The sequence below is a fragment of the Pelomonas sp. V22 genome (assembly GCF_030014915.1).
In the GTDB taxonomy this organism is placed as follows: domain Bacteria; phylum Pseudomonadota; class Gammaproteobacteria; order Burkholderiales; family Burkholderiaceae_C; genus JAUASW01.
In genome coordinates, this window is record NZ_JAGIXS010000001.1 from 1,627,386 (window position 1) to 1,642,878 (window position 15,493).

The 15,493-nt window shown below is 67.6% G+C and carries 15 protein-coding genes; 4 read left to right on the forward strand and 11 right to left on the reverse strand.

Going from position 1 to position 15,493, the window contains the following annotated elements; genetic code table 11:
* Position 1: 1 nt before the first annotated feature.
* Genes J7U46_RS07315 through J7U46_RS07335 form a run of 5 tightly spaced genes read right to left on the reverse strand, consistent with a single transcriptional unit; the run spans position 2 to position 6,874 of the window.
* On the reverse strand, positions 2-1,363 hold the full coding sequence (locus J7U46_RS07315; protein WP_282824271.1) for a GH1 family beta-glucosidase: 1,362 nt from the start codon (positions 1,361-1,363) through the stop codon (positions 2-4).
* Positions 1,364-1,395: 32 nt separating this feature from the next.
* Positions 1,396-2,226 carry a carbohydrate ABC transporter permease gene (locus J7U46_RS07320; RefSeq protein ID WP_282824273.1) on the reverse strand — a complete coding sequence of 277 codons (831 nt, stop codon included), beginning with the start codon at positions 2,224-2,226 and terminating at the stop codon, positions 1,396-1,398.
* A gap of 2 nt (positions 2,227-2,228) precedes the next feature.
* Positions 2,229-3,140 carry a sugar ABC transporter permease gene (locus J7U46_RS07325; RefSeq protein ID WP_282824274.1) on the reverse strand — a complete coding sequence of 304 codons (912 nt, stop codon included), beginning with the start codon at positions 3,138-3,140 and terminating at the stop codon, positions 2,229-2,231.
* Between the two features lie 10 nt (positions 3,141-3,150).
* The gene (locus J7U46_RS07330; protein ID WP_282824275.1) at positions 3,151-4,413 is read right to left on the reverse strand and encodes an extracellular solute-binding protein; all 1,263 of its coding nucleotides are present in this window, start codon (positions 4,411-4,413) and stop codon (positions 3,151-3,153) included.
* Positions 4,414-4,468: 55 nt separating this feature from the next.
* On the reverse strand, positions 4,469-6,874 hold the full coding sequence (locus tag J7U46_RS07335; RefSeq protein WP_282824276.1) for a TonB-dependent receptor: 2,406 nt from the start codon (positions 6,872-6,874) through the stop codon (positions 4,469-4,471).
* A 261-nt stretch (positions 6,875-7,135) separates the two neighbouring features.
* On the opposite strand from J7U46_RS07335, the gene J7U46_RS07340 reads away from it, so the two are divergent.
* On the forward strand, positions 7,136-8,680 hold the full coding sequence (locus J7U46_RS07340; RefSeq protein WP_282824279.1) for a tryptophan halogenase family protein: 1,545 nt from the start codon (positions 7,136-7,138) through the stop codon (positions 8,678-8,680).
* Positions 8,681-8,692: 12 nt separating this feature from the next.
* Here the strand turns inward: J7U46_RS07340 and J7U46_RS07345 are convergent, their stop codons facing one another.
* A complete protein-coding gene (locus tag J7U46_RS07345) occupies positions 8,693-9,757 on the reverse strand; it encodes a LacI family DNA-binding transcriptional regulator (RefSeq protein ID WP_282824280.1) in 1,065 nt (354 codons plus the stop codon).
* A gap of 123 nt (positions 9,758-9,880) precedes the next feature.
* On the opposite strand from J7U46_RS07345, the gene J7U46_RS07350 reads away from it, so the two are divergent.
* Genes J7U46_RS07350 through J7U46_RS07360 form a run of 3 tightly spaced genes read left to right on the forward strand, consistent with a single transcriptional unit; the run spans position 9,881 to position 11,028 of the window.
* Entirely contained in the window at positions 9,881-10,402 is a 522-nt protein-coding gene (locus J7U46_RS07350) for a cupin domain-containing protein (RefSeq protein ID WP_282824282.1), read from the forward strand.
* The gene (locus tag J7U46_RS07355; protein ID WP_282824284.1) at positions 10,399-10,605 is read left to right on the forward strand and encodes a hypothetical protein; all 207 of its coding nucleotides are present in this window, start codon (positions 10,399-10,401) and stop codon (positions 10,603-10,605) included. Before J7U46_RS07350 ends, J7U46_RS07355 begins: the two co-directional genes overlap by 4 nt.
* Before the next feature lie 21 nt (positions 10,606-10,626).
* Positions 10,627-11,028 carry a DUF1801 domain-containing protein gene (locus J7U46_RS07360; RefSeq protein ID WP_282824286.1) on the forward strand — a complete coding sequence of 134 codons (402 nt, stop codon included), beginning with the start codon at positions 10,627-10,629 and terminating at the stop codon, positions 11,026-11,028.
* A gap of 3 nt (positions 11,029-11,031) precedes the next feature.
* On the opposite strand, the gene J7U46_RS07365 is transcribed toward J7U46_RS07360, so the two are convergent.
* From J7U46_RS07365 to J7U46_RS07385, 5 genes are read right to left on the reverse strand one after another with little or no spacing between them, the layout of a single operon-like run.
* The gene (locus J7U46_RS07365) at positions 11,032-11,871 is read right to left on the reverse strand and encodes an alpha/beta hydrolase (RefSeq protein WP_282825018.1); all 840 of its coding nucleotides are present in this window, start codon (positions 11,869-11,871) and stop codon (positions 11,032-11,034) included.
* A gap of 2 nt (positions 11,872-11,873) precedes the next feature.
* Positions 11,874-12,956, reverse strand: coding sequence for a branched-chain amino acid ABC transporter permease (locus J7U46_RS07370; protein ID WP_282824288.1), 1,083 nt, complete (start codon positions 12,954-12,956; stop codon positions 11,874-11,876).
* On the reverse strand, positions 12,953-13,981 hold the full coding sequence (locus tag J7U46_RS07375) for a branched-chain amino acid ABC transporter permease (protein WP_282824290.1): 1,029 nt from the start codon (positions 13,979-13,981) through the stop codon (positions 12,953-12,955). The genes J7U46_RS07370 and J7U46_RS07375 overlap by 4 nt, the downstream gene beginning before the upstream one ends.
* Positions 13,978-14,712 carry an ABC transporter ATP-binding protein gene (locus J7U46_RS07380; protein WP_282824292.1) on the reverse strand — a complete coding sequence of 245 codons (735 nt, stop codon included), beginning with the start codon at positions 14,710-14,712 and terminating at the stop codon, positions 13,978-13,980. The genes J7U46_RS07375 and J7U46_RS07380 overlap by 4 nt, the downstream gene beginning before the upstream one ends.
* Positions 14,709-15,467 carry an ABC transporter ATP-binding protein gene (locus tag J7U46_RS07385; RefSeq protein WP_282824293.1) on the reverse strand — a complete coding sequence of 253 codons (759 nt, stop codon included), beginning with the start codon at positions 15,465-15,467 and terminating at the stop codon, positions 14,709-14,711. The genes J7U46_RS07380 and J7U46_RS07385 overlap by 4 nt, the downstream gene beginning before the upstream one ends.
* Positions 15,468-15,493: the final 26 nt, after the last annotated feature.

A 15,493-nucleotide genomic window follows, 5' to 3' on the forward strand; every position in this document is an offset into this window, starting at 1 on the left:
TTCAGCGTGCCGCCGCGTGATGAGCGGCAATGAAGTCCTTGTACCAATGCGCGCTGTCTTTCGGGCGGCGCTGCAGGTCCGCATAGTCCACATGAAAAAGGCCGAAGCGCTTGCTGTAGCCGGAGTTCCACTCGAAGTTGTCGAGCAGGCTCCAGTAGAAATAGCCGCGCACATCGGCCCCCAGTTCGATGGCGCGCGCCAAGGCCAACAGGTGCGAGCGCAAGTAGGCGATGCGCTCGGGATCGGCAATGCGGCCGTCGACGATCTGGTCGGCGTTGGCCATGCCGTTCTCGGTGATGTAGATGGGCGGCGGCGAGTACTCGCGGGTGATGCGCACCAGGTGCTGCGTGAGCGCCTTGGGGTAGATCTCCCAGCCCATGTCGGTGAAGCCCTGCTTGCCCGGTGCGGGCACGGCCGGCTCCTGCGTGCTGATGAAGTTGCGGGTGTAGAAGTTGACGCCGAGAAAGTCCAGCGGCTGCAGCACCAGGGCCATGTCTTGCGGCTCGACCTGCGGCGCGTCGTCGCCCAAATACTCGATCACATCGGCCGGGTACTGGCCGCGGAACACGGCGTCCATGTACCAGCGCACGTTCAGGCCGTCGTCGATGCGAGCGGCCCGGCGGTCGGCCTCGGTGGGCTCGGCCGCGAAGGACGGCGTGTGGTTGAGCACCACGCCGAGCTTGGTCGTCGTCAGCGGCCGCATCGCCTGGATGGCGGCGCCATGGGCCATCATCAAGTGGTGCGAGACCTGGGTGGCAATCTTGCGGTCGGTCAGGCCCGGCGCGAACTGCGCGGTCTCGTAGCCCAGCGTGGCCACGCACCAGGGTTCGTTCAGCGTGGCGATGCTGGCCAGGCGCGAACCGAGGCGGCGCGCCACCTCGGCCGCATAGGCGGCGAAGCGCGGCACGATCTGGCGCGATTGCCAGCCGCCAAAGCTGTCGTGCAGCGCGGCGGGCAGGTCCCAGTGGTAGAGCGTGGCATGGGGCGCGATGCCGGCGGCCAGCAGCGCGTCGATCAGGCGCGAGTAGAAGTCGAAGCCGGCTTCGTTCCAGGCACCCTCGCCATCGGGCTGCACGCGCGGCCAGCTGATGGAGAAGCGGTAGGCGTCGAGGCCCAGCGACTTCATCAGGGCCACGTCCTCCTCGAAGCGGTGGTAGTGGTCGCAGGCCAGGTCGATGTGGGAGCCGTCCTTGATGCGGCCGCTCTCGCGGCAGAAACGATCCCAGATCGACTCGCCCTTGCCGTCCAGGAAGGCGGCGCCCTCGATCTGCGCGGCGCTGGTGGCGGCCCCCCACAGGAAGTCGGCGCGGAAGGCGCGAGCCAGGGCCGCCTGGGCGGCCGGGGTGTCGTCGATTGCGTTCATGAGGTCAGAAGACATAGCGTCAAGAGAAGGGGTCAGCCGCGCACGGCGCCCGAGGTCAGGCCAGCCACCAGGCGCCTGGCGCTGAAGAAGAAGACGATCAGCAGCGGCAGCATCGCGATGGCGCTGCCCATCATCAAAGCGCCCCACTCGGTGTTGTTGGGGCTTTGCATGGAGCGCAGCGCCAGCGGCAAGGTGTAGTGCTCGGCCGAGCGCATCACCACCAGGGGCGCGACGAAGTTGTTCCAGGAGGAGATGAAGGTGATCAGGCCCAGCGTGCCCATGGCGGGGCCGAGCAGCGGCCGCACCACGCTCCAGAAGATGCGCAGCTCGCCACAGCCGTCCATGCGGGCCGCATCGATCAGCTCGCGCGGGATGGCCGAGCCTATGTACTGCCGCATCATGAAGATGCCGAGCGCGCTGGCCGCCGCCGGCACATAGAGCGCGCGCGGCTGGTCCATCCAGCCGAGGAAGTCCATCACCATAAAGCTCGGGATCATGTTGAGGAAGCTCGGCAGCATCATCGAACCCAGCACCACGGCGAACAGCTCGCGCTTGAAGCGGAACTCGTAGAGCGCAAAGCCATGGCCGGCCAGCGAGCACAGCAGCAGGTTGAACGCCGTGGTCATGCTGGCCACGTAGAAGCTCATGCCGAGGTTGCGCCAGAAGGGCAGGCGCTCCAGCAGCAGATCGAGGTTGCTGAGGGACGCGAGGCCGAACCAGACCGGCGGCGGCGAGTTGAAGATCTCGCTGCGCGGGTGGGTGGCGAAGACGAAGGTGAAGTAGAACGGTGCGATCAGGAGCAGCGCGCCGCCGCCGACCAGCAGCCAGGCCAGTGCCGGCGTGAGAGGCTTGATCATTCGCATGCTCAGCCTCCCTTGTGGCGGCCGAACAGCCGGCTGTTGAACCAGGTCAGCACCGCGATCACGAAGAACAGCAGCCACGAGACTGCTGAGGCGGCGCCGAAGTCGCCCTCGCTGAACGCGAGCCGGTACATGAAGATGGCCGTGGTCATCACCGACTGGCTGACGCCCTTCTCGATGTCGACGAGGATGAAGGGCTCCTCGAACAGCTGCAGGTTGCCGATAAGGGTGAGCGTCACCGCGAAGAACATCATGGGCCGCAGCAAGGGCAAGGTGATGTGGCGGAACTGCTGCCACTCGCCGGCGCCGTCGAGACGCGCGGCCTCGTGCAGGTCCTTGTCTATGGTCTGCAGGGCCGAGAGGTAGAGCACCAGGTTCCAGCCCAGGTAGCGCCAGAACACCACGAAGGCCACGGCCGGCTTGGTGGTCGAGGCCTGGCCCAGCCAGTCGACCGGACTGGCGGGCAGCAGCGAGCCCAGCAACGGCAGGCGCGTCATCTCGGCCAGCAGCGCGTTCACGGCGCCGTAGTCGCGCGAGTACAGCGTGGTGAAGATCAGCGCGATGGCCACGCTGGAGGTGATGTAGGGAATGAAATAGGCCGCCACCACCGCATCGCGGCTGCGCTTGAGGGAGCGGTGGATGAAGCAGGCCAGCGGCAGCGCCACCAGGTGCTGGGGCAGGCCCGAGACCAGGGCGAACCACAGCGTGTTGTAGAGCGACTTGTGGAACCAGGGGTCGGTCAGCGCGAACTGGTAGTTCTCGAGGCCCACCCAGTGCATGGCGGCGAGGCCGGCGGCCGGGTCCCATTCATGCAGGGACAGCCAGACCGAGAACAGGAGCGGGAAGGCGCCGAAGACCGCGAACAGGATGAAGAACGGCGCAATGAACAGATAGGGGGCGAGCTGCTTGGTTTTCATCAGCATCCCCTCAGCGGCGCCGCGCCCGGTGCTCAATCAGCACGCGTGCATCGAGCAGGGCCTGGGCGATCTCCTTGCCTTCGCTGAGCACCTGCTCGAACTCGTCGCGGATGATGGCCGTGGCCACGGCGTCGTATTTGTTGACCGGGATGGCCGGCACCTGGGCGGCGATGTCGCGCCACAGCTGGCGCGCCTTCTGGCCGCCGAGGAAGGGCATGGGTTCGTCGAACAGCGGATCCTGCTGCGCCGCCACCAGGGCCGGGAAGTTGTCGACCAGCCGCAGCGAGTTCAGCTGCGTTTCCTTGTCGGCCGTCAGCAGGCGGATGAATTCCCAGGCGGACTGCTTGTTCGCGGCCTTCTTGGGGATCGCATAGAACGAGCCGCCATAGGAGGCATAAACGCCGCCGGGCAAGACGGCCGAGCGCCACAGGCCGCTGGTGTCGGGCGCCAGCCAGTTGCGCAGGTGGCCGGTCAGCCAGGCGCCCATCATCTGGGTGGCGATGCGGCCCTGCTTGAAACCGGCCGCCCAGTCGTTGGTCCAGGCCGGGGCGCCGGCATCCAGCCCGGCGCGGCGCGCAGCACGGCCCAGCTCGAAGGCCTGGACGAAGCGCGGGCTCTGCACCAGCACCTGGCCGCGCTTGTCGAAGTAGATGCCCTCGCCGTCCTTCAGGCCGGCACGCAAGAGGATGTCGCGCAGGTCGGCCGCATCGGCCATCAGGTAGGCGCCGGTGGCGGCCTTGATCTTCTGGCCGGCGGCCAGGTAGCTGGCCCAGCTGCGGGTCAGGTCTTGCTCGGTAACGCCGGCCTTGTCGATCAGGTCCTTGCGGTAGAGCAAGGTGCCGGGGCCGATGTCGGCCGGTATCGCGGCCAGCGCGCCGTCTGCATTGAGCGCCTGCGGAAAGGTGTAGCGCACGAACTGCTCACGCAGGGCCAGGCCGTTGTAGGGCGGCCGGGCCAGGTCCTCGAGCCCCCCCGAGGCGGCGAACTTGCCGATGAAGCGGAAGTCCAGCGCCATCACATCAGGCAGGCCCGAGCCGGTGGCCAGGGCCGTGGTCATGGCCGTGTGGTGGTCGGCGTACTGCAGCGAGACGATCTTCAGCTCGATGTCCGGATGCAGCCGGGCCCACGTGGGGGCCGCGGCCTTGGCGGCACGGTCCAGGTCCGGGAAGGTGGCCACGGTGAGCGTGCTCTTGCCGGCCCAGGCTGGCGCGGCTGCAAATGCAGCGAGCGCGGCCAGGGCGATCAACAAAGCGGCGTAGGTCTTGTTTGGCATGGGCTGCTGCCGGCACCCGCCCCTTCAGTGGGGCGGGTGCCGTTCTTTCGCTCACTCAGAAGTTGTAGCCCGCGTTGACGCCGACGGTGCGCGGTGGCAGGTACTGCGCGGTCCACACCGGGTTGGCGTAGGAACCGGCGCTGCCCGCGCTGGTCTTGACCTTGGCATCCGTGGCGTTGCGGATGAAGGCGTCCACGTACCAGTTCTTCTTGGCGGCGTAGCGCAGGCCGAGGTCGGCCGTGGAGTACGACTTCTGCCGGTCGCCATCGCCGAGGTTGAAGACCGACAGCCAGTTGGCCGTCTGGTAGTGGTAGCTGATGCGCGGCGTCAGCGTGTTGCCACCGCCAAGGTGGATGGTGTGCTCGTAGCGCAGCTGCAGCGAGAACTTGGGCGCATGGGGCAACTCATGGCCGGTCACCTTCAGGCAGTTGCCGCCCAGGGCCGCGTCGAAGCAGGCCGGCAGCGCATAGTCGTTCGAGGCTGCCACCAGCTCGCCGAGCTTGGTCTTGGTGTAGGAGCCGGTCAGCTGCAGGCGGTCGTCGTCACTCAGCATGGCGGCCAGCTCCAGCTCCAGGCCCGAGACCTTGGCGCCCTCGGCATTGCTGTAGGCGAACTGGCGGTTGCCGTTGACGATCACCGGCGCACTGAACTGGAAGTCCTTGAAGTTCATGTGATACGCGGTTGCATTGAAGGTCATGCTGCCGTCCAGCAGCGTGGTCTTCAGGCCGGCCTCGTAATTGGTCAGCGTCTCCGGGCCGTAATGCAGGCCGCCGTCGCCCGAGCCGCCCGACTTGTAGCCGGTCGAGACGCTGGCATAGGCCATGGCAGTCTTGCTCAGGTCGAAGCTGGCGCGCGCGAGATAAGTGGTCTTGCTGCCGGTGTAATGCGCGTCGTTGATATTGCCGGCGCTGTAGCCATTGGCCGGGTTGGTCGGGTCGATGCTGGGGTTCAGCGGGATCTGCGGCACGGCCGCGTTGTAGGCCCAGAACCAACCACGGCCACCGACGTTCTTGCGGTCGTCCTTGGTGTAGCGCAGGCCGCCGGTCAGGTGCACGCTGTCGCTCAGGTTGAAGGTGGCCTGTCCGAAGGCGGCCTTGGAATCCACCGTCTCCTTGGGCTGGATGAAGCTGCCCTGCCAGCCCACCGTGCCCTGCTGGGTGCCGTTCATGATGGGGATGTCGAAGCGGATGCCGTTGTCTTCCGCCGCGTAGTAGAGGCCGAGGATCCAGTCCAGGTCCTGCTTGGCCGCCGACTGCAGCGTCACTTCATGGCTGAAGTTGTTGTACTTGGACCAGACCGTGTTGTCTTCCTGGTGGTTGGCACCGGTGGCGAAGCTGGTGGGCACGCCCACGCCCAGGTCCTGGTCATAGGTGCCCGAGCCCTTGAAGCGGCCGAGACCCGCCACATAGGCCAGGGTCAGGCCATCGAGGTCGACCTCGAAGCGGCTGCGCACGGCCGTGGAATCGCGCTTCAGCGAAGGCGCGGTGTCGATCAGGGCCGACCAGAATTTCTCGCCGGCGCGCGGCGTCTGCATCACGCTCATCGAGGGCGTGCCGCGGTCACGGAACTGCTCGAAGGAGAGGTCCCAGCGCATGTCGCTGGACGGCTTCCACAGGAGGCTCAGGCGCGCGGCGCTCTGGTCCTGCGCGTTGTACTTGGGGCCGCCCTGCACGAACAGGTTGGAGTTCAAGGGCTGGAAGCCGACCAGGCTGCCGGCATTGCTGGCCGCATAGGCCGCCTTCTGGCTGGCCAGGCTGGGATTGGGCGCAGTCTGGTAGTCCACATAGCCATCGTGCTGCTCGTGGATGGCGGCAAAGCGCAGGGCCAGGGTGTCGCTGACCGGCACATTGAAGGCGCCGCGCATGCCCACGCGGGCAAAGCTCCCGATGCCGCCTTCGAAGTAGCCAGACTGGCCTTTCAGCTGCGGCTTGGCCGTCTTCAGATTGATGGCGCCGACGGTCGAGTTGCGGCCCCACAGCGTGCCTTGCGGGCCGCGCAGCACTTCCATGCCGTCCAGGTCGAACAGCAGGGTCGAGGCGCCTTCCGGGCGGGGCGAGAAGATGCCGTCGATGAAGAGCGCCACCTCAGGGTCGGCGTACTCGGTCTTGGCGCTGTCGTTGCCGATGCCGCGCAGCGTGATGCTCACGATGCCATGGTCACCCTGCCCCGTGCCCTGCAGGCTGGGCACCAGGTTGAAGGTGTCGAGCAGGGTCTGCACATGGGCATCGTCCAGGTCGGCAGCGCCGATGGCCGTCACGGCCACCGGCGTCTTCTGCAGCGAGGTCACCTTCTTGGTAGCCGTCACCGTGACCGTGGGCAGCTTGGTGCCCGTGGCAGGTGCGTCGCTGGCGGCGGGCGCTGTCTGCGCATAGGCCGAGGAGGCGCTGGCGACCAGGGCGCACACCGCCAGCTGGACAGGGGATACCAGGCAGCGCCTGGCCTTTGAGGCACGGATAGTCATGTTGTCTCCTATGGGTGCGGTGGCGCTGTGACCCCGCGGTACGACCTGTCTCGGTCTTTGCGCTGCCCTTGCATTGGACAGCGGTTGGCATGATCCGGAGCGGATACTAGGCGTCCGATGACAACGTTGTCAAACAGAAAATGACAACGCTGTCGTTTTCCCTAGGTCGGCCTCGCAACAGGCCTGGGCAGCCGTACATTCGCAGCCTGATCGGCGCAGAAAAGAACGCGCGCGCAGCCCGCGCCAGACGGAGACAAAGCCATGCACAAGCCCATCAAGCGCATCCTCATCGTCGGCGGCGGCACGGCCGGCTGGCTGACGGCGGCCTTCCTGGCCAAGACCCTGGGCACGAACGCGCCGGGTGGCGTGAGCATCACCCTGGTGGAGTCCAGCGAGATCGGCATCATCGGCGTCGGCGAAGGCACCTTCCCCTCCATCAAGGGCACGCTGGCGGCCATCGGGATTCCCGAGGCACTCTTCATCCGCGAGTGCAATGCCACCTTCAAGCAGGGCATCCAGTTCAAGGACTGGGTGCGCGCGCCGGGCACGCCGGGCCATGACCACTACTTCCATCCGTTCAGCACGCCCAGCCAGCGGCCGGGCGGCCCCGAGCTGCTGCCCTACTGGCTGCTGGGCGCCGCCGGCGAGGGCCGCGCCTTCGCGGAGGCCGCCACCTTGCAGAAGCGCGTGGCCGATGCCTCACGCGGCCCCAAACGCGCCAGTGACGCGGACTTCGTCGGCCCTCTGAACTACGCCTATCACTTCGACGCTGGCCGCTTCGCCGCCCTGCTCTGCACACACGCCAAGTCGCTGGGCGTGCAGCACACGCTGGCCACGGTCGAGCGCGTGGAGCTGGACGCCGAGGGCGCGATTGCTGGCGTGGTCACGCGCGAGGCCCGCACGCTGGACGCCGACCTCTACATCGACTGCACGGGCTTCCGCGCCGCGCTGATAGGCGGCGCGCTGGGCTCGCCCTTCCGCAACATCAACGACACCTTGTTCGTCGACCGCGCCGTGGCCGTGCAGGTGCCCTACGAGCGGCCCGACACGCCGATCCCCTCGTACACGATCTCGACGGCGCATGAAGCCGGCTGGAGCTGGGACATCGGCCTGCAGCAGCGGCGCGGCGTCGGCTATGTCTATTCGAGCCGGCACACCGACGACGGCCGCGCCGAGGAACTGCTGCGCCAGCACATAGGGCCGGCGGTCGAGGGACTGAGCCCGCGGCTCCTGAAGCTCAACGTCGGCTACCGAGAAGTGCAGTGGGTCAAGAACTGCGTGGCCGTGGGCTTGTCGGGCGGCTTCCTGGAACCGCTGGAATCCTCGGGCATAGGCCTGATCGAGACGGCCGCCTACCTGATCGGCTTCCTGTTCCCGGCCGATGGCGACACGGCACCGGCGGCCAAGTACTTCAACGAATTCATGAAGGCCCGCTACGAGCGCATCGTCGACTTCGTCAAGCTGCACTACTGCTTGACCCAGCGCCGTGATACCGCCTTCTGGCGCGACAACTGCGACCCCGCTTCCATCCCGGACAGCCTCAAGGACAAGCTGGCGATGTGGCGCTGCCGCCCGCCGCACCGGCTGGACTTCATCACCGACCTGGAGATGTACCCGCCCTCCAGCTGGCAGTACGTGCTGCATGGCATGGAGTACGGCTGCAACATCACGGCGAGCCGCGCCGCCTACCCGCGCATGGCCGATGCGCAGCGCGAGTTCACGGTGATTGCCCGGCTGGCCGAGCATGCCCTGACCGATCTGCCGCCACACCGGCAGCTGGTGGAGCAGCTCTGCGCGCGCGCCTGAAGCCCGGCCGGCTCAGACCTTGCGCTTGCTGGCCGGCTTGCCCGCCAGCGCGCTGGTGGAATTGCGCACCAGCAGCTCATGCGGCAGCACCCGCTGCGTCGGGCCTTCGGCCTCGCCGCGCTGAGCCGCGATCAGCATCTCCACGGCCTCGCGCGCCATCTGCGCCACCGGCTGTCGCACCGTGGTGAGCGGCGGCCAGACCAGGCTGGCAGCGGCCGAATCGTCGAAGCCGGCGATCGATAGATCTGCGGGAACCGAGAGGCCCAGGCGCTGCGCTGCGGCGAGCACACCCAGCGCCATGTCGTCATTGCTGGCGAACACCGCCGTGGGCCGCACGCGGCGGCTCAAGAGCTGGTGCGCGCCTTCGACACCGGTCTGGTAGGTGAAGTCGCCCTGGTGCACCAGCTCCGGATCCACGGCCAGCTTGTGGGCCTTCATCGCATTGACGAAGCCCTGGTAGCGCAGGCTGGACGCCGCCTGATCGGTCGCGCCCTTGATGAAGGCGATGCGTTCATGGCCGAGGCTGATCAGGAGGTTGGTCACCTCCTCGGCCGCGTGCACGTCGTCCATGCGCACCAGCGGCAGGGCGGGATGGCCCTTGGGCTGGCGGCCCGGCGACATCAGCACGCAGGGCGTGCCGCTTTCGCGCAGCGCCTTCAGCACCTTGGGGTTGTCGCACAGCGGTGGCGTGAGGATCATGCCGTCCGGCCGCAGGGCCGAGACCATGCGCTCGACCTGCACGTCGATGTCGGGCGCGTCGTTGTGCAGCGATTCCACCACCAGGTGGTAGCCCGCCTCACGGCAGCGCACGGTGGCGCCCTGCTGCACGCCGGCCACGAAGGCGGCACTGGGGTCGTAGTACAGCAGGCCAATCAGGAAGGACCGCGCGCCGGCCAGGCTGCGCGCCGAAAGCTTGGGCCGGTACTTCAGCTCGGCGACGACGGCCAGCACCTTCTCGCGCGTGGCCTCCTGCACGCCGGGCTCATGGTTGAGCACACGCGACACGGTCTTGATCGACACGCCGGCCTGTTCGGCGACGTCGACGATGGTGGGGGCGGACCCGGGCTTTTGGCTCAAGGGATTCAGCGGCTGGCGTTGGATGGCTGGACTGTGCCACAGGCAGGGCCTCGCGGCCGCAGCGGCTGCACTTTGGCCTGACACTAGGGCCTCGGCCCTCCACGCCAAGCACGCCCACCAGCCATGACCCAACGCCCCAGCTTCATCGTCTCGGCCGCCGACCTGCCCGAGCGCGCCCATGTCTACCCGCAAAGCACCGAGGCGCTCGGCCCGGTGCGCGGCATCGGCCGCGCGGCCGGCCTGCAGCGCATAGGCATCAACCTGCAGCGCCTGTTGCCGGGCACGCGCTCCTCCTGGCCCCATGCCGAGTCGGACGAGGAGGAGTTCGTCTACGTGATCGAAGGCGAGGTGCAGGCCTGGATCGACGGCGAGCTGCATGCGATGCGGGCCGGCGACTTGGCCGCCTTTCCGGCCGGCACCGGCATCAGCCACTGCTTCATCAACAACACCGAGCGCGAGGCCTTGCTGCTGGTCGGCGGCGAGCCGGCCAAGTCCAGCAACCGCATCTACTACCCGCTCAACCCCACGCGCCGCGTGGACCTGAAACCCAGCGACTGGTGGGACGATGTGCCGCAGCATCCGCAGGGTGGCCACGATGGCCTGCCGGATGCACTGCGCGAGGCTCAAGCGAAGGAGAACCCATGAGCAATGACTCCCCCGCAGCACTGGTGGACGGCGCCGCCTGCCAGGTGGTGGGCGGCACGCATGTCGGCAAGTCCGGCCTGGTGCGCGACATCAAGACCAGCAAGACCGGCCGCGTCACCATCACCGTGGTGCAGGCGGATGGCGAGCGCTTCAAGACGCTGGCCAAGAACGTGGTCGTTCAGAAGGCGGCGGGCCGGCGCTGAAGCGCGCGCCCCGGGCGACCCATGGAACCGCTGCTCAGGTTCGCCCACTCGCACGAGCACGACCCGGCCATCGATGCCTGGTTCGAACGAAGGCCGGCCGAGCTGGCTGCGATGGCCAGCGACTGGTTCCAATTGATGCGCGAGGTAGGCCCGCTGGTCGGCGAGCTGATGCACGACGGCTGCCCCCACCTCTGCGTGCAGGATGCGCCGTTCGCCTACGTCAATGCCTTCACCGCTCATGTGAATATCGGCTTCTTCCATGGCAACGCACTGGCCGATCCGGCCGGCCTGCTACAGGGCGCGGGCAAGCAGATGCGTCACGTCAAGCTGAAGCCCGGCGAGCCCGTCGACCGCGCTGCATTGCAGGCGCTGGTGCAGGCTGCCTATCAGGACATCCTGATGCGCCTCGCCCTGGCCTCCTGACGCTCAACCGCCGGCCAGAAAGCGCTCTACCAGTCCGTACTGCGCTGGCGTGTTCAGCGCTGGCGCATGGCCGCAATCAGCGATGGTGACGACCACGGCGCGCGGACCGCGGGTGCGCATGGCTTCGGCGGTCTCGACGGTCAGCAGGTCCGAGCTCTCACCGCGCAGGCAAAGCACCGGCAACTCCAGGCTGTCCCACTCGGGCCAGCGGCTGTAGTCATCGGGCCGCGTGATGAACTGGCGCACCATGGCCGGGTCGTAGTGCGGCGTCACGCGGCCGTCGGGCAGGCGGCGCATCGAGGTCTCGGTCAGGCGGCGCCATTGCGTATCACTCAGCCAGCCATAGGGCGCGTAGATCTGGCGGAAGTACTGCTCCAGCTCGCTGAGCGTGGCAAAGGCCGCCGGGTTGCCGGCATAGCTGCGGATGCGATCCACGGCGGCTGGCGCGAGCTCGGGGCCTATGTCGTTCAGGAGCAGTCGGCGAATGCGGCCGCGCAGGCTGGTGGCCGCCGCCAGCAGGCCGATGGCGCCGCCCATCGAGGTGCCAACCCAGAGGCAGCGCTCCACGCCCAGCTGGTTCACAAGACTGGTGGCCTGGCGCACATAGAAGTCCAGGCAATACTCGTCGTCGGGCGCCGGGCTCCATTCGGAGAGGCCACGGCCCAGCGTGTCCGGGCAGATCACGCGGTAGCGGCTGGCCAGGTGCTCGGCCAGGTCGTCCATATCTCGGCCGGTGCGTGCCAGGCCATGCCAGGCGATGACGGTCTCGGGGTGCTCGGCACCCCATTCCAGGCAATGCAGTTCCCGGCCCTCGCAGACCAGGTAGCGGGAGCGCGGCGGCACGCTCATTCCCGAGCCTTCTTTGCGGCCGACCCAAGACGCAGCCGGCCCACGACGCCGAACGGGAAGTGATAGACCGCCAGCACGAAGAGCAGGCCCATCCACAGCAGCCAGCGGTCCGGCGCGATCAGCTGCGACAGTACCGGAATGCCCTCCACCGCACCGGCGCCGAGCTTCATCAGGTCCTGCAGATAGTTCTGCGCCAGCACGAAGAGCACGCTGCCGATGACGGCGCCGTAGATCGTTCCCATACCGCCGATCACGACGATCAAGAGGATGTCCAGCATGATCTCCAGCGACAGCGAGGTGTCCGGCCCGTTGTAGCGCAGCCAGAGCGCTAGCAAGGCGCCGGCGCATGTGGCGAACATTGCCGCGATCACGTTGGACAGCGTGCGGTAGACCACGGTGCGGTAACCGATGGCCTCGGCCCGGAAGTCGTTCTCGCGGATCGCCTGCAGCACGCGGCCGAAGGGCGAGTTGACGATGCGCAGCAACAAGAGAACCAGAACGACCGTGGCCACGAGCAGCAGGTAGTAGGCGGCGAACTTGCCGTCAATCATGGCGCCGAGAAACGGCTCTTCCAGGTACTCGGTCGAAGGCCGCAGGGCCTCGGGCACCTTGAACGAGAGGCCATCCTCGCCGCCGGTGAATTCCGACAGCTGCGAAGCCAGCGTCAGGAAGGCGGCGGCCACGGCCATGGTGATCATCGCGAAGAAGATCGCCTTGACCCGCAGGCTGAACAGGCCGATCAGCAGCGACAGCACGAGCGAGACCGCGAGCGCCGCGCCGACACCGGCAAGCACCGTGCCCCAGCCAGGATCCTCGGCGCGGCTGCAGGCGATGGCCACGCCATAGGCACCAATGCCGAAGAACATCGTGTGGGCGAAGCTGACGATGCCGGTGTAGCCCAAGAGCAGGTCGTAGCTCGCCACCAGCACGATGAAGATCAGGATCTTGGCCGCGACGTTCAGCGCCTTGGTGCCCGGGAAGATGAAGGGCGTCAGCGCCAGGCCCAGCACGCAAAGGATCAGCAGCGCGGCGAGCCACTTGCTGCGCGGCAGATCGTGGGAGAGCAGGCTGCGGATCATTGCTTGCCTCCAACGGGATACAGCCCCTGCGGCCGCCACAAGAGCACCGCCACCATCAGCGCGATGTTGGAGAACAGCGCCGCCTTGGGTGCGATGAAGCCCACGTAGTTGGCGAGCAAGCCCACGGCCAGCGCGCCGACGAAGCAGCCCAGCGTGGAGCCGAGACCGCCGATGATGATGACGATGAAGATCAGGGTGTTGACCTGGGCGCCGATCTGCGGCGTGACGCCCTGCTGGTACAGGCCCCACATCACGCCGCCAAGCCCGGCCAACGCCGAGCCGCCGACGAACACGCCGACGAAGAGCCGCCGGATGCGATAGCCGAGGCTCTCCACCATCTCGCGGTCCTGCACGCCAGCGCGGATGAGCAGGCCCAGCTTGGTCTTGTTCAGCACCAGCAGGAGCAGCACAAAGACCTTGAGCCCGGCCAGTACCGCGAGGATGCGGAACTTCTCCACCGACACGTCGCCAAACCACAGCGCGCCGCGCAGCGCCTCGGGCATGGGCAGGGCAATCATCTGCGGGCCCCAGACCAGCTTGATCATCTCCTCGCCGATGATCATGCCGCCCATGGTGATCAGGATCTGCTTCAGGTGCATGCCATAGACCGGCCGCACCAGCACCCGCTCGAAGGCCAGGCCCACCGCGCCGGCCACCGCCATGCCGGCAAAGCTGGCAGCCGCCACGGCGACGAGATTGGCCCCCAGCGAATCACTGGCGGTGAAGCCACCCATCGCCCCCAGCACCGTTGTCGCCATGAAGGCGCCCAGGGCGATGAAAACGCCATGGCCGAAGTTCAGGACATCCATCAGGCCGAAGACCAGGGTCAGGCCCGAGGCGATGATGAAGATGATCAGGCCCATGGCCAGGCCGGCCAGGGTCAGCGTGGCCCAGCTGCTCGGGTTGCCGACCAGCGGCAAGGCCAGCAGCGCGATCGCGGCCAGCAGCAACAGCGGCTTCGCATCGAAGCGGGCCTTGGGAATCGCATCGGCGGCAGGCGCCGGCAGCGTCGTGGTCGTCGTCATTGATGCGCTCCCAGCGAAAGCCCCAGCAGGCGCTGCTGCAGGGCTTCGTTCTCGGCCAGCTCGGCCATGGCGCCGGCATGGACCACGCGGCCGTCGTCCATCACCGCCACACGGTCGCCGAGTGCCTGGGCCACGCTGAAGTTCTGCTCCACGAGCAGCACCGTGGTCTCGCTCTTCTTCAGCTCGCGCAAGGCCTCGATCAGGTTGCGCACGATGGCCGGTGCCAGGCCCTTGCTCGGCTCGTCGATCAGGAGCAGGCGGCGCGGCTCGATCAGGGCGCGGGCAATCGCCAGCATCTGCTTCTGGCCGCCACTCAGCTTGCCGGCCGGGTAGAGCCAGAACTTCTTCAGCGCCGGGAAAAAGCCGAACAGCCACTCGAGCCGCTGCGTGTCGAGATCATCGACCGAGCGCGCCTGGCGCGCGGCCAGCAGCAGGTTCTCGCGCACCGTGAGGTCGGCAAAGATGCCCATGTTCTCGGGCACGTAGGCGATGCCCAGCTGGGCGATGTCAGGCGTTTCCCGTTTGGCGATGTCCTGACCGGCGAACGTCACCGTGCCGCTGCTCGCCTGCCACAGGCCCATGATGGTTCGCAGCGTCGTCGTCTTGCCGGCGCCATTGCGGCCCAGCAGCATGGTGAGCTGGCCCTGCCGCACTTCGAGGTCCACGCCGTGGAGGATGTGATACGCGCCGATGTGCGTGTGGACACCCTTCAGGCTCAAAAGACTGCTCATGCCGCCACCTCTTCCGCCGCGGTGCCCAGGTAGGCGTTCTGCACCACCGGCGAGGCGATCACGGCCGCCGGTTCGCCGTCGGCCACCAGCTGGCCCTGGTGCAGCACGATGATGCGGTCGGCCAGCTCGCGCACCACGTCCATCTTGTGCTCCACGAGCAGGATGGTGTGCTCGCGCTTGGCCTTCAGCTCGCGGACCAGGTCGAGGATCACCGGCACCTCGTCCACGCTCATGCCGGCCGTCGGTTCGTCAAACATGTAGACCTTGGGGTCCAGCGCGATCAGCATCGCCACCTCCAGCTTGCGCTGATCGCCATGCGGCAGGCTGGCCGCCAGCGCCGTGGCCCGCGCGCCGAGCCGCACGCGCTCGACGATGGCCATGGCCTCGTCGATCAGCGCGCGGTGCGAGAGCCACACCGACAGGAGCTTCAAGCCCATGCCACGCCGCGCCTGCACGGCCAGCCGCACGTTCTCCAGCACCGTGAGGTGCGGGAACAGCTGCGTGAGCTGGAAGGCGCGGCCGAGCCCGGCCTTGGTCCGCTGCGGCGCCGACAGGCTGCTCAGGTCCGCGCCGTCGAGCAGGACCTGGCCCTCGCTGGCGCGCAGCTGGCCCGAGATCAGGTTGAAGTAGGTGGTCTTGCCGGCGCCGTTGGGCCCGACGATGGCGGTCAGCGTGCCCGGCTGGAAGGCGCAGGACACATGGTCGACCGCCACATGGCCGCCAAAGCGGATGGTGAGGTTCTTGGTTTCGAGCATGGTGCGGGCCGCCCCCGGGGGCAGGG

What these genes read in the sequence shown, in the direction of transcription:
- J7U46_RS07315 (WP_282824271.1), bottom strand. Translation starts at nt 1,363, where the DNA reads ATGAACGCAATCGACGACACCCCGGCCGCCCAGGCGGCCCTGGCTCGC.
- J7U46_RS07320 (WP_282824273.1), bottom strand. Translation starts at nt 2,226, where the DNA reads ATGCGAATGATCAAGCCTCTCACGCCGGCACTGGCCTGGCTGCTGGTC.
- J7U46_RS07325 (WP_282824274.1), bottom strand. Translation starts at nt 3,140, where the DNA reads ATGAAAACCAAGCAGCTCGCCCCCTATCTGTTCATTGCGCCGTTCTTC.
- J7U46_RS07330 (WP_282824275.1), bottom strand. Translation starts at nt 4,413, where the DNA reads ATGCCAAACAAGACCTACGCCGCTTTGTTGATCGCCCTGGCCGCGCTC.
- J7U46_RS07335 (WP_282824276.1), bottom strand. Translation starts at nt 6,874, where the DNA reads ATGACTATCCGTGCCTCAAAGGCCAGGCGCTGCCTGGTATCCCCTGTC.
- J7U46_RS07340 (WP_282824279.1), top strand. Translation starts at nt 7,136, where the DNA reads ATGCACAAGCCCATCAAGCGCATCCTCATCGTCGGCGGCGGCACGGCC.
- J7U46_RS07350 (WP_282824282.1), top strand. Translation starts at nt 9,881, where the DNA reads ATGACCCAACGCCCCAGCTTCATCGTCTCGGCCGCCGACCTGCCCGAG.
- J7U46_RS07355 (WP_282824284.1), top strand. Translation starts at nt 10,399, where the DNA reads ATGAGCAATGACTCCCCCGCAGCACTGGTGGACGGCGCCGCCTGCCAG.
- J7U46_RS07360 (WP_282824286.1), top strand. Translation starts at nt 10,627, where the DNA reads ATGGAACCGCTGCTCAGGTTCGCCCACTCGCACGAGCACGACCCGGCC.
- J7U46_RS07370 (WP_282824288.1), bottom strand. Translation starts at nt 12,956, where the DNA reads ATGATCCGCAGCCTGCTCTCCCACGATCTGCCGCGCAGCAAGTGGCTC.
- J7U46_RS07375 (WP_282824290.1), bottom strand. Translation starts at nt 13,981, where the DNA reads ATGACGACGACCACGACGCTGCCGGCGCCTGCCGCCGATGCGATTCCC.
- J7U46_RS07380 (WP_282824292.1), bottom strand. Translation starts at nt 14,712, where the DNA reads ATGAGCAGTCTTTTGAGCCTGAAGGGTGTCCACACGCACATCGGCGCG.
- J7U46_RS07385 (WP_282824293.1), bottom strand. Translation starts at nt 15,467, where the DNA reads ATGCTCGAAACCAAGAACCTCACCATCCGCTTTGGCGGCCATGTGGCG.